This is a genomic window from Pseudomonas shirazensis (genome assembly GCF_014268785.2).
Lineage (GTDB): Bacteria > Pseudomonadota > Gammaproteobacteria > Pseudomonadales > Pseudomonadaceae > Aquipseudomonas > Aquipseudomonas shirazensis.
This window is the reverse complement of the sequence record NZ_JABWRD020000001.1, coordinates 1,189,688-1,211,099: the sequence shown is the minus strand read 5'-3', so window position 1 is coordinate 1,211,099 and position 21,412 is coordinate 1,189,688. Positions and strand designations below refer to the sequence as shown.

Sequence of the window (21,412 nt, the reverse complement as noted above, 5' to 3'; positions counted from 1 at the left end):
CGGTTGCAGCCACCATAAGCCGATGTATTGATCGCACTGGAGTGACCGTGTCGCACGAGCTTCCCCAAAGCCCCGCCCAACTGATTCCACCTGCCCAGTTGCCCTGGTTGCGCCGTTTGGCCGCACGACTGTTGGGCCGAGGCTTGAGCCGGCTGCAGGCGCAGCACCGCGACTCGTGGTTTCTCGGCCACGCCACCGGGCAGCGCAGTGGCCATGTCGATGGCTTGCGCGAGGGCTTTGAGCAAGGTCGCGCCGAGGGCTATGAAGCCGGGCGGCAAGTGCTGGTGATTCGGGATACCCGACCAGAGCACGGCGCGGGCCCTGGACAGGATACCAATCTGTTCGAAGATTGGCGTCTGCCGCTCAGTGCTGAGCTGAAGAAGCGCTTCAAGGCTGACGTTGCCCAGCGCCTGCCGGCGACCGCGCAGCCCAGCGCCGCGCAGTGGAAGCTGATCTTCAGTGACACGCCGTCGACTTGTGTGGTGGCGGGCGCGGGGGCTGGCAAATCGACCTCGCTGGTCCTGCGCATCTTGCTGTTGCGCCACTATCTGGGCTACGAGCTGGATGCGATGACCGTGGTGACCTTCACCCGCGAGTCACGGCTGGACTTCATCAAGCGTCTGCAGCAGATCTTTGCCCTCTGGCAGATCGACCTGGCGCCCACTGCTGCACGCGAGCTGGTGCGTACCTTCCATTCGCGCATCTTGCCGTTGGTGCGTAGCTTGCCGGGGTTTGCCCAACTGCGCGCGTTCGAGAACCTGGGCAACGACAACCAGGGTCTGAGCGAAGCCGATAGCAACCCATTCGATCTGCGCCTCAATGATGCCCAGCGTCAGCAGCTGAATGGCTGCTACAGCGACCTGCTTGGGGGCAGTCCGCGCTTTGCCGAGCTGATCTCAGCTCTGCGTCGCGAGGCCTTGCAGCTCAAGCCGTTGGACCCGGATCATCCGGATGTGCAAAAGCGCGTGCAAGTGACCCAACTGGCTGCTCAGCGCGATGAAGAACTGTGTGATGTGATTGAGGATCTGTGGTTCGGCGCCGGCTCATGGCCGATCAAGGGCATCGAGCCTTGCCGCGAAACGGTGCAGATCCGCGGTAGCCAGTTTCACGTGCACGGGCGCCTGGCTGGGCAGGACGCCCTGGTGGTACTTGGCTTTGATCCAAGCGAAAGCGCCCAATATCAGCGGCCCGGAGCCAAACTCAGCGTCCGCGCAGAATGGGCAGTGAAGCGCACTCTGTTTCAAGCTTTCTGCGATAAGCCTCTGATCTGGCTGGATAACTATGCCAGCGCGAAGCGCCTGGCCGCTACCTTGGCGGGTGATGCCGTGGCAGGTCCGGGCTTTGAATACAAGGTCAGTGGCGAACTTGCCCCGGCACCGTTGCTCGATGCGTTTGTCAGCGCTGCCGGCTTTATCGAAAACCTTGGGCTGGATGTCAGCGCCGCTGTGACGGCCATGAGCTTTCCTCCGGGCGACAGTGACTCAGTGTTTTTCGAGGCGCTGGCGTTGTTCTGGAAAGCGCTGGAGTCACATCTGTTGGCGCAGTCTCCGCCGGTAATGAGCTACAACCGCATGTTCGCCTTGTTTGGCGAGAACAACCCAGAAAATCTGCGGCTGTTGCCCGACCCATTGCTGCGCCCGCTGGCGCATCTGATGATTGACGAGTTTCAGGACGTCTCGCCGCAGATAGTCAGCTGGCTGCGCGCGAGCCTTGGCGAGATCCGCCGTCGTGGCGCGGCTATGCACGTTGGGCGCAAGGCTCAGCATGCATCACTGATGTGTGTGGGTGACGATTGGCAGTCGATCTACGGTTGGCGAGGCAGCTCGCCCAAGTACTTCATCGAGTTCAGCAAGACGTTCCCGTCGCCGGCCAACACGCGGGTGATGCTGGTCGACAATTATCGCAGTCAGCAGCATGTGATCGATGCGGCAGAGCATATGGTCAAAGGTATGGCGACCATTGTCGGCAAGAAAGCCAGAGCCAGTGGACCTGCCGCAGCGCTGCCACTGTCGTCGGTAAGGGTGCTTGAGCGCGACGAGGCTGCACTTGGCCAGACCGTAATCGAGCACTATCGTCGCGGCGAATCAATAATGATACTGTTTCGAAAAAGTAGCGATAAGCTATTGATTTCACAGCATATAGACGAGGCTGTGAGGATGGACTTCAGTTTGCCGATAGAGCAGCGTCGGCTGCGCCTGCTGACCTATCACAGCGCCAAGGGCCTGCAGGCAGACACGGTATTCATGCTTGGCGACTGTCAGTACCTGACCAGCTCTCCCTACAAGAATCAGGTCTACCGTCTCGCCGGGCTGGGCCTGGCCGGCGATGCGCAAGCATTTGACACGGCGCAGAAGCAAGAGGTGCAGCGCCTCGCCTATGTCGCCATGACCCGAGCGGTGAGGCACTGCTATTGGCATGTGGAAGCGGCCCGCGGCGAAATCGCGAAATTGCCACGCGCGGCTGCCCAGGTGGACGGCCGGCAGGCCTTCTTCGAAGACCTGCGCGGGACCTAGTGGCTCGGTCAGTTGTTGTTGGCTTCAAAGCTGCGGGTAATGCTCTCCAGCAGGCCCTGCTCAACAGCTTTCTGCTCGCGTAGCAGCGCATCGATGGCAGCCTGGTATTGAGCCGAGTTAAGCTCGACCCTGATCAGACTGCCGCGCGAGTCGAGTACGGGTCGCTGCAGCGTTTCTTGCAACGCAGTGATTACCGAAGCAGACAGCCTGGTGACCGGTTCGTTGCTTTCATCCAGGCAGTAGTCGAGGTAATCCATGCCCGCGCGCCAGTAATCGGTCAGGGCGAGAAACTGTTCTGCGTTCTGCCCGCGTACGCTTTGTGCCCATGCCGGCTGCTCGAGCAGCCAGGCATGCCGGGAAAGCGGATCCTGGTCAAGGCGCATTACTTCCCGGGCCACATTGCTGCGAATCGTGTCATTGAGCATCGCGACATGCTCATACAGCATGCCACTGCTTGGCTCTGGGTAGTCCAGGGTCGAAGCCAACTGCTGGCGTAATGCAAGACGAATCTCGATGTCATCGATCAGCCCCCCGTACAGCACTGTGTCTGGCGCGGCAAGCACGTCGTCGAGCGGGTCCAGACGGGGTAGAGTGATCTCATTCCCCGTGACTTCAGCGTCTTGCAATGCTGCCTTGCGCAGCGTTCGACGCAGGGCGATGCGATCGGCCAGGCGGTCGACCTGAGCCCGCCGAAACAATCTGCGGTAGAGCCGCCACTGGCTCGCCAGCGGGCTTGCGTCACGGCTGGCGGCGTGAGTGAGGACCTGGATCTCCAAAGCACTGAAGCCATCAGTGCCGGCATCTCCGCAGGTCGGCGGGAACGCTTGGGCAACTTCGTTCAGGGCCTGACGCAGCTCGGCGTCTGCGCCAGCCTGTTCGAGCAGGGCCCAAACCCGGGTGTTCAAGGCCTCGGGGTGGCGGCGGGCCTCGGCTGACTGCACCAGGCTTTCCAGGACAGCAGAAAGTTCGCCGTTTTCCCCTTGGCCGAACAGTGCCTCCCACAGCTGCTCCTGCGCGGGCGTGGCGTTGCCTCGCCAGAACAGCTGCCATCCGGCCATCTCTGGCTCTCGCTCGTAGATGCTGACGCCAATGCTGAGCAACCGAGCACGTGTCTGCGCCTGCAGGTCGTTGTAGTTGAAGCGCCAGCTACGTCCGCCAAGCCCGGCACCGAGATCGCGGGCGTAAGGCGTGCGCAGCACGGAAGCGAGGTCGGGCACGCTGTGGATCCGATTGAAAGACAATTCGAGCATGCGCAGTTGGTACTGCGGTTGATTCATCAGCGTGGTCAACCCCTGTGGCCAGCTCTGCAGTCCGCAGTTGTACAGCGACAGGTGACTGAGACGCGCCATATAGCTCAAGTCAGGGGCGATCCCCAGCGGGTTGAAGTCAAGCTTCAGCACTTGCAGGTTGATCAGGTCCTGGAAGCGGCTAGCCAGCGCCTGATCAAGGACGATTCGGTTGCTGCTCAGATTCAGCTCGTCGATCCGCAAGGTGGCCAGGAAGGTCATCTGGCCGTCATCCAGGCGCAGTTGGTTGCGACTGAGGTTCAGAATACGCAACCTGCGCATTGCGCCCAGGGCCTGCCGGGCCGTGCTCGAAAGTTCACTCAGGCCGCAACTTGAAACCTGGAGTGCGAGCAGGTCTGGCGCGCTGCGCAGCGCAGCGTAAAGTGCTTCAGGTGGGAGCTGCGGATGACCGACCATACTGAGTTGTTCCAGCCTCGGGAAACGCTCGAAATAATCGGCGTCCAGGCGCTGCAGTTCCAGTTCGCGGATATTCAATGCGCGGATATGGGGAAAGCGCGCCGATAACCTGGGCAGCTCGGCAACGCGCATGCGCTCCAGTGTCAATGTATCGCGTGCTGCGCCGCCTTCGCGGCGCCAGGCGGCGCGGAGCGCTTCGGCACATTGTTGGCGCTCTTCGCGGTCGAGGAAGTCAGCGTCGGCGTCGTTGATCCACTGCGCCAACTCCCGGTGAAGGGTGCGCTGCTCGACTTGCAGGCGGCTGATTGCAGTTGCCAGGTCGCCGCTTTGCGCCAACTCAGCCTGTAGTTCGCTGATCTGGCCGTTGCTCAGGTCAGGGTAGAGGGCTTGCAGCCGGCGCGCTGGCGGTGCGGCGCGAGGCCGCGGCGCTCCACGGCCACTCAGCGGGTAGCCAATGCGGCCGTCAGCCAGACGCAAGGGCGAACGTACACCGGCTGGCATGTGCTGTTGGCCGATCAATCGCGCGGCCTCGGCACGGTCTGCTGTCGCCGCGTTGAACAAGTCTGCACCACTCAGCCCCGGTTGTCGGGCCTGCAGACCTTCGATCAGCAGGCCGCTGTCGGCAGTAGCAAGAAACGGCCGGTGCAGGCCCAGGATCGCTCGGTCAAGACGCGCGCGGGCCAGCATCCGGCGGGCCTCCTCAAGCACTCGCAGGGGAATGCGACCGGTTTCGGCGGTCATCAGCTGGCGTTCCAGGCCACTGGCATGGGCCTCGATTTCTTCGCATGCAAGTCGGGGCAGGCCAGGAAATTGTTCGTGCAGCCGCACGACGGCCCGTGTGGCAGGTGCCTGAGCGCCGGGGTACAGCTTGTCGAACAGATCCTGCCGGCTAGCCTCGAGCTGCTCGGCCAATCGGCTCTGCAAGGCCTGCGGGCGTTCGCTCGGGATAACATTGGCATCACTCAGTACGCTGGGGTGTTCCATCTGCGACAGGACGACGCCAGCTAGATCACCACTTTCCAGCTCACTGCGGCTGATTTGAATCACCACTTCACCCAAGGCTTCGGCCTGTCCACGGTAGAAGGTCGATGCACCCCAACGTTCACTGCCCTCGAAGATCTGAATGACATGGTCCTGCGGCCAGCCAGGCAGTTGCAGCAGTGCGGGCAGGGCGAAGTTTTTGTGCGCTGCCAACGGCCGCGCGTGGCGCACCGCGTCGATGATGTGGCTGACTTGTCGGTCCGCGTCGAGACGGGCCAAGGCATCTTCGAGCAGTGCCGGCATTTTCTTGCCAGCCACGTGCAGGTGTTGCAAGACCCCGTCTTCCAGGCCAGTGCTGCGCCAGGCACACTCCAGATCGATCTCGTCCACACTCTGCGCCACACCCCCCAGCCGTCGCAGCAGCATCAGCCGATCCCACTCCAGCGGTGAATCATAGGCCAGCCGCCAGGCTCCACTGGCATTGTGCTCAAGCGTCGGCGAATAGGCCTGCCGATCCTGCGGATGCAGTACCCGCCAGGCGCCGTCGGTCCCTTGCTGGGTCTCGTAGAAGTGTTCGTCAATGCGAACGAAGGTTCGACCGTCCACGTGATACAGGCCCGTTTCATCGGCTAACTGCATGGATGGCATCCGGATTTCGCTGGCATAGCCTGTGAGGCTTGGATACCAGAGGCGCTCTTCATCGCCCACGCGGATACTCTGCATTGCGTCGATAAAGCCGGAGGCCTTGAGGACAGCGCCACCGCCGGCGATTGCGCCGACGACCGCAATATTGAGCAGGACCGATTCCAGCTGCGCGATGGCCTCGGCGTTGTCGCCGTCTTCCCAGGCACTGATGCCCTGGAAAACACTGCCCATGATCTGCGCTGCGCCCAGCGTAAGCATGAGCGGGTTTAGCACCGGGATGAAGAAGGCAGCTACGTTAAGTATCGTCATGCCCACGTCCAACCAGTGGAGCAGTTGTTTCTCGCGCACGTTGGCGTCGATGTCGGCAGTGGGCACGGCAATGCTGCGCGCATCGCTCTTGAGCCTGGCCACGTGCCTCGCTTCGAGGGTTGACCAGGGTTGGCTGGGCAATGGCGTGAAGACGATATCCAGATGAACCGAACGCCGTGGGACCAGCGGCTGCCCGTCGTGGTCCTCGCTGTTCTCGTACAGTGCCCGCATGAGTTTGACCTTTAGCTGCGGTTGCTGGCTCTGAGAGACAAAAGCGAGCAAACGCTTGCGCACCTGCGGGTCGAGCAGTGCCTGCTTGAAGGCAGTGAAACTGTCTGCGATCGATGCATATTCCCTGATCTGATCTGTTGTCCCGGGGATGTACAGGATGGCCGGACCGTCCTCGGCGCTTCCTGCCCGAGAGATGAACATGACTTCGTGGACCGGTACGCCCAGCAGCAGGATCTGCGAGCATTGCAGTGCTTGGTCGGCGCTGGCGTTCTCAGCACTCAGCGCGTGCGCTGCGGCGGCGTTCTGACTGCTCAGCAGGCCTTTGAGGGAGGCAATGCGTGCCTGCAGTCGAAACTCGTCGCGGCGCGCCTTGATCGCGGCATCGCGGATCTGGCTGGCCTGCGTGCCGTCATAGACACTGCTCAAATGATCTTGATACTTCTGGCCCAGATCCAGCGCCCGGCAATGCCCGATGAAGTCGGCAAGGCTCAATTCCGGCAGGCCAGTGATCTGCTCGGCGCTGCTCTGCAGCCGGCTCAGGCGCGTGGTGTCTTCAGGCCCTTCAAAGTTGTGCAGGGCGGCTTCAAGCAAACTGCGCAGTTGTGGTTGACCCTTGGCAATCACCGGCAACGGCGTGGTTGGCACGCTCGGCCCACCCGGCGGGACGGTCGGTGGCTCGACCTGCGTGGCTTGATAGACATACTGTGCCTGGTCGACCGAAGTGCTGATCGCAAGCCGCTGTTGCAGTAGCGGGCGGCAGAACGTACTGATGCCCTTGAGCGGACTCAGCAACGCTTTCAACATCTGCTGGCTGCGGTCGCGCTCAGCAACTGCCCGGCGAATGGCATCCTGCTCGATGGGTAGGGCCTTGGCGTACCACGGGTAAGGCGCGCCCGTGGAATCCAGATAGTCCTTGCGTGCGCGGGTGAGCACCTGTTTGACATGGTCAGGGTGCAGCTCCTTGCTCCAGGCGGGCAGGCTACGGACGATTTGCGCGTGATGAAACGGGGGGGTGCTCATGGTCGCACTCCTGTCGAATTGGAGCGCTATCGAACCCTATGGCAGATCGGCACTGGCGGTATATAACGCTGTTCAGGCGCGACGTCTGTAGCCGGCTGGCGATCCCGGCAAAGGCGATTATGCTTGAACTTACCTTGCTGCGATCCGAGGCGGTCTGCTTCGTCGTGCTTCGCGCAACCGTGATCCAAGACAAGCCCAAGGGCCAGGGTGCGGTGCTCGACTGTGTAGTACTCCGGCCTACTCATGCACGACGGAGGCAACCCATGGCGGCGATCAACAGCACATCGACGGGCAGCGCGCCCAAGCACAGCATTACCAAGGAGGAGCGCAAGGTCATCTTTGCCTCGTCCCTGGGCACAGTCTTCGAGTGGTACGACTTCTATCTGTACGGTTCGCTGGCGGCGATCATCGCCAAGCACTTCTTCGCCGGTGTCAACGAAACCACGTCGTTCATCTTCGCGCTGCTGGCCTTTGCTGCAGGCTTTGCCGTGCGCCCGTTTGGCGCAATCGTGTTCGGTCGCCTCGGCGACATGATCGGGCGCAAGCACACGTTCCTGATCACCATTGTGATCATGGGGGTGTCTACCGCAGTGGTCGGGCTGCTGCCCAGCTACGCGACCATCGGTGTAGCAGCCCCGGTCATTCTGATTACCTTGCGGCTGTTGCAAGGCCTTGCGCTGGGCGGTGAGTACGGTGGCGCCGCGACATACGTTGCTGAGCACGCACCCAAGGGCAAGCGGGGTTTCTTTACCGCCTGGATCCAGACCACTGCGACCATGGGCCTGTTTCTCTCGCTGCTGGTGATCCTTGCCTGTCGTACGGCGCTGGGTACCGAGGCGTTCGAAGCCTGGGGTTGGCGCATACCGTTTCTGCTGTCGATCGTGCTGCTGGCGATCTCGGTGTACATCCGCCTGCAGCTCAACGAGTCGCCGGTATTCCTCAAGATGAAGGCTGAAGGCAAGCAGTCCAAAGCACCGCTGACCGAATCGTTCGCCCGCTGGGATAATCTGAAGGTTGTGATCATGTCGCTGCTTGGCGGCACTGCGGGGCAGGCGGTGGTGTGGTACACCGGGCAGTTCTATGCGCTGTTCTTCCTGCTGCAGACCCTGAAGATCGACCCGCAGACGGCCAATCTGCTGATTGCTGGCTCGTTGTTGATCGGCACGCCGTTTTTCATCATCTTCGGTAGCCTGTCCGACCGCATCGGCCGCAAGAAAATCATCATGGCCGGTTGCATCATTGCGGCGTTCACCTACTTTCCGATCTTCAAGGCCCTGACTCAATACGGTAATCCGGACGTGTTTGTCGCCCAGGCGCAGAACCCTGTGGTGGTGATTGCCGATCCTGAGCAGTGTTCGTTCCAGTTCGATCCGGTGGGCAAAGCCAAGTTCACCAGCTCTTGCGACGTGGCCAAGAGCTTGCTGGCCAAGCGTGCGATTCCCTACCAGAACCAGCACGCCGAACCTGGCAGCCTGACCCAGATCCAGATCGGCGAGCGGCAGGTGCCCAGTTTTGATGGCAGCAGCTTGGCCAGTGCTGACTTCAAACTCCGCAATGATGCGTTCACCGCCACCCTCGGCGCCGCCTTGAAAGAAGCCGGCTACCCGGAAAAAGCCGACCCGAACAAGATCAACTATCCCATGGTGCTGTTGCTGCTGACGATTCTGGTGATCTACGTGACCATGGTTTACGGGCCGATTGCCGCCTGGCTGGTCGAGCTGTTCCCGGCGCGCATCCGCTACACCTCGATGTCGCTGCCGTATCACATCGGCAACGGCTGGTTCGGTGGTTTTTTGCCGACCGTGGCGTTCGCCATGGTCGCGGCCACGGGGGATATCTACTATGGGCTGTGGTACCCGATCGTAATTGCGCTGATGACGGCGGTGTTGGGGATCCTGTTCCTGCCCGAAACCAAGGATCGGGACATTACCTGACGCCCTGGGACTGCCTGCGGGAGCGGCCTCGGCCGGCTCCCGTCGGGCCGGTTCAGGCTATGTCAGCGCGTAACGTGAAGGCGTAAGCGGTGTCGACTGGCGCACGGTCAATGCGCCGCGCGGCAGATTCGAAGATGAACTCGAACGTGGGCTCATACAGGCCATCGCGCAGCACGGCACCGGCCAGTACCTCAACCTGGTACCAGCCGTTTTCCAGCTCGATGATCGGCCGGTTGCGCATTTGATAGCGCGCCAGTAGATCGCCCATTGTCTTGTTGGTGAAATGCTGCAGGATCCGCCAGGTGAACAGCATCACCGCACGATTTTCCACCCGTAACCAATAACCCTCTCGGCGGTGTTTGAGCTGGCTACCTGGCTGGAGCAGGGCGGCGCTGACTTCATCAAGGCTGAAGATAACGGTATAGGGCAGGTTTTCGATTCCGGCCAGAGGCAGCACCACGCCTTCCAGCACTGCCCGATCCCCGCTGTCAGTGTGGGTAAATTCATAGGCGAGGTCGTCGGGCAGGCCGTTTTCTTCCTTGAAACGGGCGAGCAGCTGGATATCGCCAAGCAGAAAATAATCAATCTGATCGTTGAGCACTTCGTTGAATTCGTAGCGCATGGGCCATTCCTTGCGTTGACGACGCTGGTGCTCAGTGGCGCTGAGCGATCTGGATCAGGTTGCCGCAGGTGTCATCGAACACGGCGACGGTGACCGCGCCGAGGTCGGTAGGTGGTTTGGTGAAGGCGACACCGGCTGCGCAGAGGCGGGTGTATTCAGCCTGGATATCCTTGACAGCAAATGAGGTGGCGGGGATCTGGTCCTGGCGCATGGCGATCTTGTAGGCTTTTGCCGCCGGGTGGTCGTCAGGCTCGAGGAGCAATTCGACGCCGTTGGGAACGTCAGGCGAGGTCACGGTCAGCCAGCGATGCCGACCCATGGGTACATCTTCTTTGGGGGCAAAGCCCAATACGTAGTGATAGAAAGCCAAAGCCTTGGCCTGATCGTCGACAAGAATACTGGTGACCACAATCTTCATGGGGCACATCCCTCTGTGACGCTATTGTTTTTATTCAAGTAAAGACGCTCGGGTGAACTTCACCAGTGCGTCTTTCAAGTAGAGGCAGCGCCGCTTTGCCGAGTTCCCTGGCGGCTGCACAATAGCGTTGCAGTGGCGTCAGCTGGACTGGGCGACGTGCCCGTCCAGCTCGTCGAGGTTGTCTTCTTCGCCAGGCATGGCGGTGATCACACTGAAGTCGCTGATTTCGATCTCGCCTTCGCCGTAGCCCAGCAGGTGGAACGAGAAGGCCTTGCGTACACTAGGGTTATCGAAATCGAACTCCAGGACCATCGGCTCGTCGGCGGTCGCGACCATTTGTTCCGGCAGGCCGACTTGCACGTCCTGTTCGAACTCCTTGGCCTTGAGCTGCAAGTGCGCGACATGGGCCGGGTCCAATGCGCGAACCTCCAGGCGAATGCGCGTGCGCGAACCTTCGGGCATTTCCAGGTACTGCGCGCCGATGAGGTTGTCTGTCCAGTCATTGTCGGCGTGCTTGCCCAAGGCAATGCGGCCGGTACCGCCAAACTGGTAGCGCAGGTTCAGCGGGCTTTGCAGCAGCGAGCGGTCAAGGGTGGTGGCCAGATCGGCCAGTTGCTGGCCGACCTCGTCGCCGCTCGGGCCAAGGTATTTGGCCGTGTCGGCGATGAAGCCTGTGCTGGCGTAGTTGCGGCAGCGCTGCTGGAAGTCACACTCGGTATAGGTGCCTTGGCCGTTGTGGTAGCGCAGCATGCCGTTGGTGAACGAGATCATCTCGCGGCCGCTATCGTACTCGCGGAACAGCGAGCGGCCGCCCAGCGCCGCCGGGATCGGCAATTCGAAGTAATCGAGAATCGACGTGGTCAGGTCGACATGCCCATAGGTGCCGTTCTTTATCTGCGGCAGGCTGGCCTGTTCCGGCGCCAGGGTCAGGTTGAAGCCCCAGGAGGAAGCCAGACGCACACCGTCGATGCCATGGGATTCATCCGAGGTAATCACGACCAGTGTGTCCTTGAGTACGCCCTCGCGCTCCAGCGTATCGAGAAACGCGCCCAGCGCATCGTCCAGATATGCCACTGCCGCCTGCTTCGGGCTGTCGAAGCGCTGCAGGTAGTCCTCAGGTGCTGAGTAGGGCTGATGAGTGCCTACCGTGAGCAGGTTGAGCATCCACGGCTTGTTCTGTTTGCGCAGTTGGCTCAGGTAGGTGTGAGCGCCTTCGAAAAACGCGCGGTCGTCCTTGCCCCAGGGGAATTCCAGATAGTTGGCGTTGCTGAACCACTCCAGCCCATGCACATCTTCGAAGCCAATGTGCGGCATGACCCGGTCCTTGGCCATGAAGCGCAGTCCGGCGCCCTGCAGAAAATGCGTGCTGAAACCCGCTTGACCCAACTGTGCGGGCAGACAGGCCTGGTTGCGTTGCTCCTGGGTCAGCAGTTCGACACCCTTGGGGGTGCCGTTGGCGAGCTTGTCATAGTCGCCGCAGAGCATCGCGTATAGCCCGCGGATGGTCTGGTGGGTGTGCAGAACGTAATCCGGAGTGTTCATGCCACGCTCGGCCCAGCGGCTGAGGTTGGGCATCAGCTCCTCGTCAAAACGGCTGTGCAAGGCCTTGCGATTGGCGCGCACGTAAGCGCCGGGAATGCCCTCTAGGGTGATCACCAGGACGTTGCGGGCGCTGCCAGGGCCATCGAGCAGCCGCGGCGCGTTGAGGTCGGACTGGGTCAGACCGGCGCTGTTCAGCGCCGGGACCGGCAAGTCGTCGCCAAATTGCTTGCTCGCCTTGCGCTGCAGATCACCCACGCCTGCCGAAAGCAACTGATGGGGCAGGTTGAATTGGCGCCACTGGTCAGCGTCGGACGGTAGCAGGTGCTGGCCGGCCCAGTGCGTGCCAAGCAAAAGTGCTGGCAGCGCCCAGGCTTTGCGCGGCAATGCCTGCGGCACGGCGCGGCGCGTCAGCCAGATGCTCGCCAGCCAGGCCACTACGGCTGCCAGCAACACCCAGGGCAGCCAGGCGTGGGCGAGGGCGCCACCGGTGGAGTTTTCCATGAATTGGGGGTCGAACAGATAATTCAGGTCGGCGCTGGCCGGCAGCCTGCCTACCGCGCTGACCAGCTCCGCCGAGGCCACCAGCAGCGCTGTCCAGGCGATCAATACGGGCGCCGCCAGCCACCAGGCGCAGCGGTGCAGAGCCAGCACCAGCAGGATGCCAATGGCCAGATCGGATAAGTAACCAAATGGGTTGGACCAGCCCAACAAAGCGCGCACGCCCAAGGGGATCAATAAGACCAGTATGGTCAGCGCCCACAGCCGTGCGCGGGGGTGGCCGAGTAAAATTTTCACCAAAGCGTCCTTCCTGCCATCAAACAGTCACACAAATCTGTTGGATGATAACAGGCGTAGCTCGGCGAGGCCGGATTCGACAAGGCAAGTAACCAAAACGCGGGCCGCCGAAGCGCCCGCGTGTGCTTGCCGGATCAGAAGTAGTAAGGGAATTTCAAGCTGAAGGAAAAGTCTGGCGAGTCGTCGGTCAGGCCGATCGACAGGTTCGGCACGATGGTCAGGTTGTCGGTCGCAGCCAGGGTCATGCCGATGTTGAAGTTGGCAGCGTTGTAGTCGCTGTTGCTGATCGACTGCCAGTCGCCACCGTCAGGCTTGATCTTGCTCTTGCTGGCAAACTGGTCCGACACAGAGAAGGACATACTCATCTTCTCGTTCAGGGCAAAGGCGATACCGGCACCGATCTGCCACGAGTTGCCCAGCTTGACGTCGCCCGGCACCTTGCTGTTGGCCTGGGCACTGATGTCGCTGAACGAGTCTTCCATGTTGTAGGTATAAGACAAGCTACCGAACAGCACCGCCGGGTCGAAGGTCTTGACCAGCGAGATGCCCGGCGTGATCGCCCATACACCGTTGCCGGTCGGCAGGCTTTCGGGTACCGACAGGTTGTCGTTGGTGGGGTCGTTGACCAGCTTGATGCCGTACGGATCCTTGCCGGTCGGGGCTTTGACTCGCAGGGTGAATACCGCGTCCGGCCAGTCTTCCGATTCATCGAGGAATTTGTAGGCAACGCCGACGTTGACATCACCTATGGTCGGGTCGCGCGTCACGGTGGCATCCGAGGTGACGGGGCCGGCTCCGCCAGCGCCGCCTGAAGAGTAGGTCGACTCGCGGTACACCACTGGCACGTTTATATCGAACTGCCAACGCTGATCGAGGTTGTAGCGCGCCGTCAGGTCGAGGGTCCAGTTGTCGGCCTTTATCCGGTCCAGGTTGATGTTGCCGAGGAAGATCGAATCCAGCGCGAGGAAGCCATTGAGGGTCAGTGCGCGGGTGTCGTAGTGGGTGTAGGTGATGCCGGTTTCGACGCTGAACTTGCCGCGGCCAAAGAAGCCGCTGGCCTCGTCATACAGGTTGGAAACGCTCTGCGCCGGCTCCGAGTCGTCCTGCAGAGACTGCCCGTACGAGCTACCCGATGCACCTGGCGCGCCGGCGGCTACGCTCTGGCCACCCTTGACCGATTCGGCAGGGGAACGGGTCAGGCGCTTGGGCGGTGGCGCGGCCGGGGGCGCGGCTTCAACCTGACGCACTCGTTGTTCAAGCACCATCAGCGCATTCTGCTGCGCCTCGTAGCGCTGTTTGAGCTCGATCAGTTCTTGTTTGAGCGCTTCGACCTGGGGGTCGGCAGCGGCGTAAAGCAATGTGGCCGGAGTCAGGCTACTCAGACAAACGATAGCTCTGATCGTGGTCAATCGATGCATGGGTTAGCCGTCCCTTCTGACTACGTATGATGAGACAGAGCGTAGATCAGAATCCTAGAGTGCGAATGCCTTTGAGCTGGTCCAGATTACCGTTCATGGCGCCCGCGCCGGCGACGTTGTCGCGCAGTACGACATTGAGCGAGGTGATGTTGCGAACCTGGTTGCCAGCGCCGAGCAACGTGGTGTTTTGCATCAGTCCACCTTGGGCCAGACGTTGCACTGTACTGCCCTGGTTGTTGCCTGCAGCGATGTTCAGCTGAATTCCGGAACCGCTTGAAGAAACGCTCAATGAGCCTGCGCCGTTGGCGCCAACCAACTGTGTTCCGGCCGCTAATACCTGGCCCTGGGGTTCGCTGGCAGGAGCCTGGTTGCCGCGGCTGACATTGATGTCGACATCGTTGTAGGCGGTGTTGTGATCGCCAGCAGCACGCACTACCTGAGTGACGCCGGTGGTGCTGTTGAGCCCGTTGCCGCCTGTCACGGTGCCAGTGCCAGGGGCTTGCGTCGAAGCTGTGCCGGTGCCTTTTTCGTCGATCAAGGACACATAGAACTGCGGCTTGATGGTGGATTGCTGGATCTGCATCGTCGAGCGTGCGCCGATCACCTCGCCTTTGGCGTTCTCCCAGGTGCTGCTCATGACCAGGCCAAAGCTGACAATGCGCCCCGGCAGCACGTAGCGGCCGCGCAGGTTGGCCAGTTCCTGATCCTTGAGTTCGATCGGTTGCAGTACTTGGGCATGGCTTGGCAGGCTGACGGCGAGGCAGGTCAGTGCCAGCCACAGTGAAATCTTCATCGCGTGCTCCCGGAGCTTGATGCCCCTGTTGTTAGTGTTAGAAGAAGTCGCTCTGGATAAAGCCGAAGTCCATCAACTCGGCGTCTTGCAGCGGGGTAAAGCCATTGACACGGTTCTTGGCAGTCAAAGGTTGCGGTGGGTTGAGCAGGGCATTGCTCTTGTCGTAGCCCTGGCCAATGATGGCGAAGATAATGCCGTTCCAGCCCTTGATGAAATCTTCGGTCTTGTAGCGTTTATGGCCCAGGACCGGGTCGCCGATATAGACGAAGCCCTTGTCGACCTTCTGCATCACCACGAAGTGCTTGTAACCGCGGATATCCATCAGCACCACGACCGGGATACGGATGCTGTTCAAAGTGTCGGTGGTGACGCGGTAGCCGCGAGCGCGCATGCCCAGGCTTTCCACGTAGCGCTTCATGTCCAGCATCGAGAAGCCTTGCACGCGGACGATGTCCTGATCGGCGTGGGCAAGCATGCCCTCGATGATCTGTTCTTCGTTGACGTCCAGCCAATAGGCCTGGCGCAGAATGGTTGCCAGCGCTGCTGCGCCGCAGCTGAAGTCGGTCTTCTGCTGCACCAGGTCAGCGAACTTGCGTTCGCGAACACTTTGAATGGGTTTGTACACCACCGCACCATTGGGCAGCACGGAAAGTGGCATTTGCGCCGCTTCACTCAGGCTGGCCAGGCAAAGCAAACACGCCAGGGCGATAATGCGCATGATTGGGCCTTCTGCTTCAGGTGAGAAAGGCCCCCTTGGCAGGGGGCCTTCGAGACAACACTCAGAACGAGGTGTTGGAGATCGCCAGCGAGTTGCTTTGCTGGTTGCCGACACCGGATGCGACGTTGACGCCCAGGTTGCCGCTGCCGCCGTTGACCGAACCGCTCAGGGTAGCGGTGTTGGTCACAGGGTTGGCCCAGCCGGTAGGAGTCAGGACCTGGAAGGAAACAGTGTTGCTCAGGTCATACGAGTTGGCTTCGCTGTAGCTTTTGGAAATGTCGTTGGAAGACTCGGAAGCCGCCTCGACTGATTTTTCATAGGCAGAAGCAGAAGCGTTCTCGTAGGAAGACTCGCGGGATTTATCGTAGGAAGAATCGCGGGCTTTGTCGTAGGAGTAGTCACGCGACTTGTCATACGAAGAGCCAAAGGATTTTTCGAACGAAGAATCGTAGCTGGTCTGGTGCGAGGTATCGACCGAAGCGTCCAGCGAGGCGTTGAGCGAGCCGCTGGCGGTTTCGCTGCGGGTGCGTTCACGGTCGCCGTTGGTGAAGGTCACCGAACGCGCTGCGTCGGCTGCGGCGGCAAGCGTTGCGCTCAGCGAAGCCGAGCTGCTGCTGTTGGCGTTGCCGCTGGCCGAGCCATTGACATTGGCATTGTTGGAGCCACTGGCGTTGGCGCTGCCCGAGCCGCTGGCTGACCAGCTGTTCGATCCGCTGGCGCTGGAGCTGTGCGAGCCGCTCGACGCGGCGGCGTTGGAGCCGCTCAGGTTGAGGCTCGACGAGGAACTCCGATCGTCGGTCGAATTGAAGGTGCCTTCGCGTGACGACGAACCGCTGGAGGAGGTGGTGAAGCTCAGCGTTTCGACGGTGTAGCTGCGATCTGCACGGTTGTTGACGGTTAGCCCTGGGCCGTTTTGATCAGCGCGGGCAGTGGCGACCGAGTTACCGATAGGCGAGTTGGTATTGGCGATCGCCATGGTGTTTTTCTGTTGGTTGAGGTCGCCGCCGGCAATGTTGATACCGACGTTGCCGCTGGTGCCAGACGCCGAACCGGACATCACCGCAGAGCTCTGGGTCGACCAGTTGTTGACCTTGTTGTTATTGCTGTACTGCTTGACGTCGGCGGTGGCAGTAGCGGTGCCGAACACGAAGCTGTTGTCCAGGCTGGAATCAGAAGCAGCGTTGGCGATGGCCGCGGCGTTGTCCTGCTGGTTGCCATTACCGGCCGCAACGTTTACGCCGACGTTGCCGCTCGCGCCGGAGCCGGAGCTGCTCATTTCGGCTTCGTTGATGGTACCTTCATTGTGAATCGTGTTGCCTGTACTGCTTTGGCGGTCGATTGCATTGGCAGTTGCGCTAATAGGGATGATGGTCGTGCGGGGCTGGTTGTTGTTGCCATTGCCATGCCCGTTGCCACGCCGATCATCAGCTTGTACAGCTACAGCCATGATCGCAGCAATTGCGAAAACCAGAGGCTTGATTGCCATCGAAGGTTTCATGGTGATTCTCCGTACTTATTTTAGGTTAAGTGTTGTTCTTACCTGTTTGGGTCAGTCCACGACCCGGACGCTCAGGGTGTTGGCCGTTCGATTTCCTACCCCGGCGCTCTGATTCAACTGAATGACCCCACGGCTGCCGGTGAATGCCTGGTTACCGGTAGTGACCTGGCGACTGCCAAGGTTCGGGTCAGCTGGATCGGAGTTGTTGAGCAGCGCCACGTTCTGTTGCATGAGGACGCTGTCGTCGATGCTTTGCGGCTGGTCACTGATGCTGATGCGCAGCGCATTGGCTTGCTGGTTGCTGGCGCCGCTGCTCTGGTTTACCCCCAGAACACCGTTGCCGTTGGTAAAGGCGTTGCCTTGAATGCTGGCAGTGGCCTCCATGTTTGCGTCTACCGTGGTGTGCAGGCGCTGGCGGATCTGCGTGGTGGCGCTGGCGCCGTGTCCATTGGCAAGGGCGCGGGCGTTGGCTTGCTGAGAAAAATCCCCCGCAGCCTGGTTGACCGCCATGTTGCCCTGGTACTGGGCGCCGGAGCTGTCGATGCTGGCGTTGTTGACGATGGGTGACTGGGCGAACGCAGGGGCTGTGAGGAGCGTGGCCAGGATCAGCAATGAGCGCTTCATGTCATTGGCCCCCGCCGATGCTTTTCAGTACGCCGAGGCCTTGCTGCACGTTGGAGTTGACCATGTTGGCGATGCCGCTACCCGAGCCTGTGGAACGTCCGCCGGCCAGATTCGGCAGTTGGTTCTGGGTGCTGATGTTGCCGCCCAGGTTGGTGGTCTGCTGGGTGATCAGCGAACTGATGCCTGCGCCGCTGCTGATCGAGGCGAAGTCGCCATCGCTGAGCTCGTTGGTTTGCCTGAGGATCTGCGCGGAAGGGTTGGTGTTGACGGTGACTGGGCTCGGATCGGGGATCAGCGGTGCTCGCACTGCATTGCGCGTCTGCACGTCGCGGGTGATGACGATCAGCCCATTGTCGGCCTGGGCCGGCAGCGCCAGGCTTGCCCCCAGGGCGCAACCTGCCAGTAACAGGTGAAAGGTGCCTTTATCGAGTGTCGCCACGGTGGCAATTCCTTCTTCGGATCGCTGGCCCTGATCAGCGTTGCGAAGGAGGAGAGCAGGAGCCGTGCCGCTTTTACTAATTGCTTGGGAATCAGTTAGCTACGGCCACATGCTGTCTACGCATCGCAGCAGCTGTTTCAGCACTGACACAGTTTCCCGGACAAACAAGCGACGCATCGGCTCTGGCCATACCTGAACGGCGTTTGGTCGAAGCTGTATCACCAACGTGACAGCACCGCTGTTTACGCCGCAGGGCACGTAAACACAGGGACTTGGACCCAGTTCGGTGTGTCAGCGAGTTAACACTCGGTAGCGCAGGCCGGCGATTTGCCATCAAGCAGGCGCTGGACTGCAGTCAAAACCGCAGCGCTGCGTTGCGGCCAGCTGCCGCCAATGATTTGCACCGGTTGCTGGTTGCGTTGCAGCCAGTCCAGGCTGTCTGCAAAAAAGGCCTGACGCTCGTGCAGATCCGGCTGGCAACGCTGACCATCGGCGACCCAGTCGGCCCCGGCCGGGTCGAGCAGCAGGTGCAGGTCGTAGCGCCGCGCCAACAGCGCCTGTTCGATATCAGGCGGGCAATCGCCGAACAATGCCTTGCTCCAGAGCATGTTGCTCAGCAGGTGGGTATCGAGGATCAACAGATCAGGCTGGCGGGTCCGCGCGCTGTCTTCCCAGGCCAGCTGCCCACGGGCAATGGCCGGGATGTCCGCGAAGCAGGTATCCCGGCCTTGCTCGTTGATGAAGTGGCGGACGTACTCGCCCACCAGTTCGCCGCCGAAGTGTGCCTGGATTTCGCCACTGAGCCAGCTCTTGCCACTGGACTCCGGACCGCACAGCACCAGTACCTTCATGCCTGCACCAGGGCAGGGTCGCGCCGCCACTCCAACCAGCCACGTACGGCGATCAGCGTGAACAGTGCATACAGCGCGGCAGTCAGGTACAGGCCTTTGTACAGGAACAGGCCGACGAAGATCACGTCCAGTACGATCCACAAGGTCCAGCACTGCAGGCGCTTTTGCGCCATCCACAACTGTGCCACCAGACTGAAGCCGGTCAGCGCTGCGTCCAGCCAGGGCTGCGCTGCATCGGTCCAGTGCGCCATCGCTGCGCCCAGTGCCAGGCTGGCCAGCAGGCCCAGGCCCAGCCCGGTCAGCATCGGTGTGGTCTGCAGGCGCGAGACCTGGCGGGCGTCTTCGCGATGGCCAGGGCGAGTCCACTGCCACCAGCCATACAGCTGCAACACGGCGTAGATCAGTTGCAGGAGCATGTCCGAGTACAGTTTCACTTCATAGAAGACCCAGCTGTACAGCACCACCATCACCAGCCCGATCGGCCAGCACCAGGGGTTCTGCTTGACCGTGAGCCATACGGCGATGACGCCGAGGGCGGCGGCGAAGAGTTCCAGGCCGGACATCGGCGATCCTTGGGGCAGGGGAAGGGCGCGATTGTAGCCTGTGGGGCGGGGCAGGTGTAGCTGTCTGCGTAATGCCACTGGATCAGTTGACAAGAGCTGATCCAGTGGCTCCAGCGGTCAGACCCGGAACTGGCGCAGCAGTTGTTCCAGTTCTTCGCTCAACTGGCCCAGGGCGAGGCCGGCAGCGCTTGACTGGCGGGCCGCCTCGGCGGTTTCCAGCGACAGCCCGGCAGTGTCGGTGACATTGCGGTTGATCTCCTCGACCACGTGCGATTGCTGCAGGGTGGCACTGGCAATCGAGGCGTTGAGCGCAGTCAGGTTGTTCAGCACCTGGCTGATCGCATCCAGGCTGGAACCGGCTTCGCGGGCCTGCGCGACAGTCTGGCGCGAGGCCTCGCTGGAGGTATCGATGGCTTTCACCGCAGCCTCGGACTGGCCTTGCAGATGCTCGATCATGGTCTGGATTTCAGCGGTCGACTGCGCCGAACGTTGCGCCAGCAAGCGCACTTCATCCGCCACGACGGCAAAGCCGCGGCCTTGCTCGCCGGCCCGCGCTGCTTCGATTGCCGCGTTGAGGGCCAGCAGGTTGGTCTGCTCGGCAATTGAGCGGATCACCTCCAGTACACCGCCGATTTTGGTGCTGTGCCCGGCCAGTTGGCGAATCACCTGAACGGCCTCGTCGATGGTCAGCGAAAGGCGGTCGATCTGCGCCAGACTACCGTGGATCGCCTGCTGGCCATGGCTGACCTGCGCTTGCGCGGCGCGCATTTCGCTGGCGGCCTGTTCGGCATTCTTGGCCACATCCTGCACGGCATAGGTGACTTCGTTGACTGCGGTGGCCACCTGGTCCATCTGCAGCGATTGCTGAGTGCTGCGCAGTTGCGCTTGCCCGGCGTTGTCGCCGACCTGGCCGGCAGACTGGGCAAGGGCATGGGCGGCACCCTGCAATTGGCCAATCACCCCCTGCAACTTGCCGTTGAAACGGTTGAAGTGCTCGCCCAGGTAGGTGACTTCATCCTTGCCATGGGTATCCAGGCGCTGGGTCAGGTCGCTTTCGCCGCTGGCAATGGTGCCCATCGCCTGCACGGCCTGCTGCAACGGACGGGCAATGCTGCGCGCGATGAGCATCACCAGCAGCGCCATCAGCAAGGCGATGCCCAGGCCGATCAGGCAGGCATCGCGTACCTGGCGGGCGAACTCGGCTTGCACGTCATCGACATAGACGCCGGAGCCGATGATCCAGCTCCACGGCTTGAACAGCTGGATATAGGAGGTTTTCGCCACCGGCTCGCTGGCGCCGGGTTTGGGCCAGCGATAGTCGATCTGCCCGGCGCCCTGACTGCGAGCCACGGTGACCATCTCGTTGAACAGGGCAAACCCGTCCGGGTCGCGAATGGCCGACAGGTCCTGGCCATCGAGCTTGGGGTTGACCGGGTGCATGATCATCCGCGGGCCGAGGTCGTTGATCCAGAAATAGTCCTGCACGTCGTAACGCAGGCCGCGCACCACTTGCAGCGCCTGTTGCTGCGCGGCGTCACGGCTGAGCGTGCCTGCGGACTCAAGCCCTTGGTAGTAGGCCAGCACCCCGGCTGCGGTCTGTACCACGTGTTCGGTCTTTTCAGCCTTGGCCCGATACAGGTCACCATGGATCTGGCGCAGCATCACCAGGCCCAGCACCACCAGCATTGCCACTGCCACCAGCAGGATCAGCCACAAGCGACGGCTGATCGACATCGACCTCAAGGTCTTCATAACAGGGCACTCCCGGATTGTTCTTGTTATTCAGGGGCATCCA

At 61.3% G+C, this 21,412-nt stretch carries 15 protein-coding genes and 1 pseudogene; 2 read left to right on the top strand and 14 right to left on the bottom strand.

The features are described 5' to 3' along the window. Window positions 1-47 precede the first annotated feature (47 nt). Window positions 48-2,513: a UvrD-helicase domain-containing protein gene (locus tag HU736_RS05210; RefSeq protein ID WP_186697931.1), complete on the top strand. Its 2,466-nt coding sequence runs from the start codon at window positions 48-50 to the stop codon at window positions 2,511-2,513. 8 nt (window positions 2,514-2,521) lie between these two features. On the opposite strand, the gene HU736_RS05205 is transcribed toward HU736_RS05210, so the two are convergent. Further along, the gene (locus HU736_RS05205; protein WP_186697933.1) at window positions 2,522-7,402 is read right to left on the bottom strand and encodes an NEL-type E3 ubiquitin ligase domain-containing protein; all 4,881 of its coding nucleotides are present in this window, start codon (window positions 7,400-7,402) and stop codon (window positions 2,522-2,524) included. 263 nt (window positions 7,403-7,665) lie between these two features. On the opposite strand from HU736_RS05205, the gene HU736_RS05200 reads away from it, so the two are divergent. Next, window positions 7,666-9,336, top strand: coding sequence for an MFS transporter (locus HU736_RS05200; protein WP_186697935.1), 1,671 nt, complete (start codon window positions 7,666-7,668; stop codon window positions 9,334-9,336). Between the two features lie 52 nt (window positions 9,337-9,388). On the opposite strand, the gene HU736_RS05195 is transcribed toward HU736_RS05200, so the two are convergent. The 13 genes and pseudogenes from HU736_RS05195 to HU736_RS22135 form a co-directional block, all read right to left on the bottom strand. Next, entirely contained in the window at window positions 9,389-9,958 is a 570-nt protein-coding gene (locus tag HU736_RS05195; RefSeq protein ID WP_101319694.1) for a hypothetical protein, read from the bottom strand. Window positions 9,959-9,989: 31 nt separating this feature from the next. Continuing rightward, complete coding sequence (locus HU736_RS05190) at window positions 9,990-10,376, bottom strand: VOC family protein (protein WP_103437479.1); 387 nt, start codon at window positions 10,374-10,376, stop codon at window positions 9,990-9,992. A gap of 138 nt (window positions 10,377-10,514) precedes the next feature. Next, on the bottom strand, window positions 10,515-12,713 hold the full coding sequence (locus HU736_RS05185; RefSeq protein ID WP_186697937.1) for an LTA synthase family protein: 2,199 nt from the start codon (window positions 12,711-12,713) through the stop codon (window positions 10,515-10,517). 134 nt (window positions 12,714-12,847) lie between these two features. After that, window positions 12,848-14,131, bottom strand: coding sequence for a fibril amyloid transporter FapF (gene fapF, locus HU736_RS05180; RefSeq protein WP_103437478.1), 1,284 nt, complete (start codon window positions 14,129-14,131; stop codon window positions 12,848-12,850). 46 nt (window positions 14,132-14,177) lie between these two features. Beyond that, entirely contained in the window at window positions 14,178-14,924 is a 747-nt protein-coding gene (gene fapE, locus HU736_RS05175; RefSeq protein WP_186697939.1) for a fibril amyloid subunit FapE, read from the bottom strand. Window positions 14,925-14,961: 37 nt separating this feature from the next. After that, complete coding sequence (gene fapD, locus HU736_RS05170) at window positions 14,962-15,642, bottom strand: fibril amyloid maturation endopeptidase FapD (protein WP_186697941.1); 681 nt, start codon at window positions 15,640-15,642, stop codon at window positions 14,962-14,964. Window positions 15,643-15,703: 61 nt separating this feature from the next. After that, window positions 15,704-17,140 (bottom strand): amyloid-like fimbrin subunit FapC, encoded by a 1,437-nt coding sequence (gene fapC, locus HU736_RS05165; protein ID WP_101319684.1) that lies wholly within the window; start codon window positions 17,138-17,140, stop codon window positions 15,704-15,706. Between the two features lie 51 nt (window positions 17,141-17,191). After that, window positions 17,192-17,764, bottom strand: a complete 573-nt coding sequence (gene fapB / locus HU736_RS05160) for a fibril amyloid subunit FapB (protein ID WP_103437475.1) — start codon at window positions 17,762-17,764, stop codon at window positions 17,192-17,194. A gap of 1 nt (window position 17,765) precedes the next feature. Continuing rightward, window positions 17,766-18,203 carry a functional amyloid chaperone FapA gene (gene fapA, locus HU736_RS05155; protein ID WP_101319680.1) on the bottom strand — a complete coding sequence of 146 codons (438 nt, stop codon included), beginning with the start codon at window positions 18,201-18,203 and terminating at the stop codon, window positions 17,766-17,768. A gap of 299 nt (window positions 18,204-18,502) precedes the next feature. Next, complete coding sequence (locus HU736_RS05150; protein ID WP_103437474.1) at window positions 18,503-19,054, bottom strand: AAA family ATPase; 552 nt, start codon at window positions 19,052-19,054, stop codon at window positions 18,503-18,505. Further along, on the bottom strand, window positions 19,051-19,617 hold the full coding sequence (gene pnuC / locus HU736_RS05145; protein ID WP_103437473.1) for a nicotinamide riboside transporter PnuC: 567 nt from the start codon (window positions 19,615-19,617) through the stop codon (window positions 19,051-19,053). The genes HU736_RS05150 and pnuC overlap by 4 nt, the downstream gene beginning before the upstream one ends. Before the next feature lie 117 nt (window positions 19,618-19,734). Continuing rightward, entirely contained in the window at window positions 19,735-20,469 is a 735-nt protein-coding gene (locus tag HU736_RS22140; protein WP_371411612.1) for a methyl-accepting chemotaxis protein, read from the bottom strand. A 138-nt stretch (window positions 20,470-20,607) separates the two neighbouring features. Further along, window positions 20,608-21,279 (bottom strand): annotated as a pseudogene (locus tag HU736_RS22135) (cache domain-containing protein); the annotation flags it as partial. Between the last annotated feature and the right edge of the window lie 133 nt (window positions 21,280-21,412).

Excerpts from the sequence above, each read along its gene's own strand:
- HU736_RS05205 (WP_186697933.1), bottom strand. The coding sequence starts at position 7,402 with ATGAGCACCCCCCCGTTTCATCACGCGCAAATCGTCCGTAGCCTGCCC.
- HU736_RS05200 (WP_186697935.1), top strand. The coding sequence starts at position 7,666 with ATGGCGGCGATCAACAGCACATCGACGGGCAGCGCGCCCAAGCACAGC.
- HU736_RS05195 (WP_101319694.1), bottom strand. The coding sequence starts at position 9,958 with ATGCGCTACGAATTCAACGAAGTGCTCAACGATCAGATTGATTATTTT.
- HU736_RS05190 (WP_103437479.1), bottom strand. The coding sequence starts at position 10,376 with ATGAAGATTGTGGTCACCAGTATTCTTGTCGACGATCAGGCCAAGGCT.
- fapF (WP_103437478.1), bottom strand. The coding sequence starts at position 14,131 with ATGCATCGATTGACCACGATCAGAGCTATCGTTTGTCTGAGTAGCCTG.
- fapE (WP_186697939.1), bottom strand. The coding sequence starts at position 14,924 with ATGAAGATTTCACTGTGGCTGGCACTGACCTGCCTCGCCGTCAGCCTG.
- fapD (WP_186697941.1), bottom strand. The coding sequence starts at position 15,642 with ATGCGCATTATCGCCCTGGCGTGTTTGCTTTGCCTGGCCAGCCTGAGT.
- fapC (WP_101319684.1), bottom strand. The coding sequence starts at position 17,140 with ATGAAACCTTCGATGGCAATCAAGCCTCTGGTTTTCGCAATTGCTGCG.
- fapB (WP_103437475.1), bottom strand. The coding sequence starts at position 17,764 with ATGAAGCGCTCATTGCTGATCCTGGCCACGCTCCTCACAGCCCCTGCG.
- HU736_RS05150 (WP_103437474.1), bottom strand. The coding sequence starts at position 19,054 with ATGAAGGTACTGGTGCTGTGCGGTCCGGAGTCCAGTGGCAAGAGCTGG.
- pnuC (WP_103437473.1), bottom strand. The coding sequence starts at position 19,617 with ATGTCCGGCCTGGAACTCTTCGCCGCCGCCCTCGGCGTCATCGCCGTA.
- HU736_RS22140 (WP_371411612.1), bottom strand. The coding sequence starts at position 20,469 with ATGGACCAGGTGGCCACCGCAGTCAACGAAGTCACCTATGCCGTGCAG.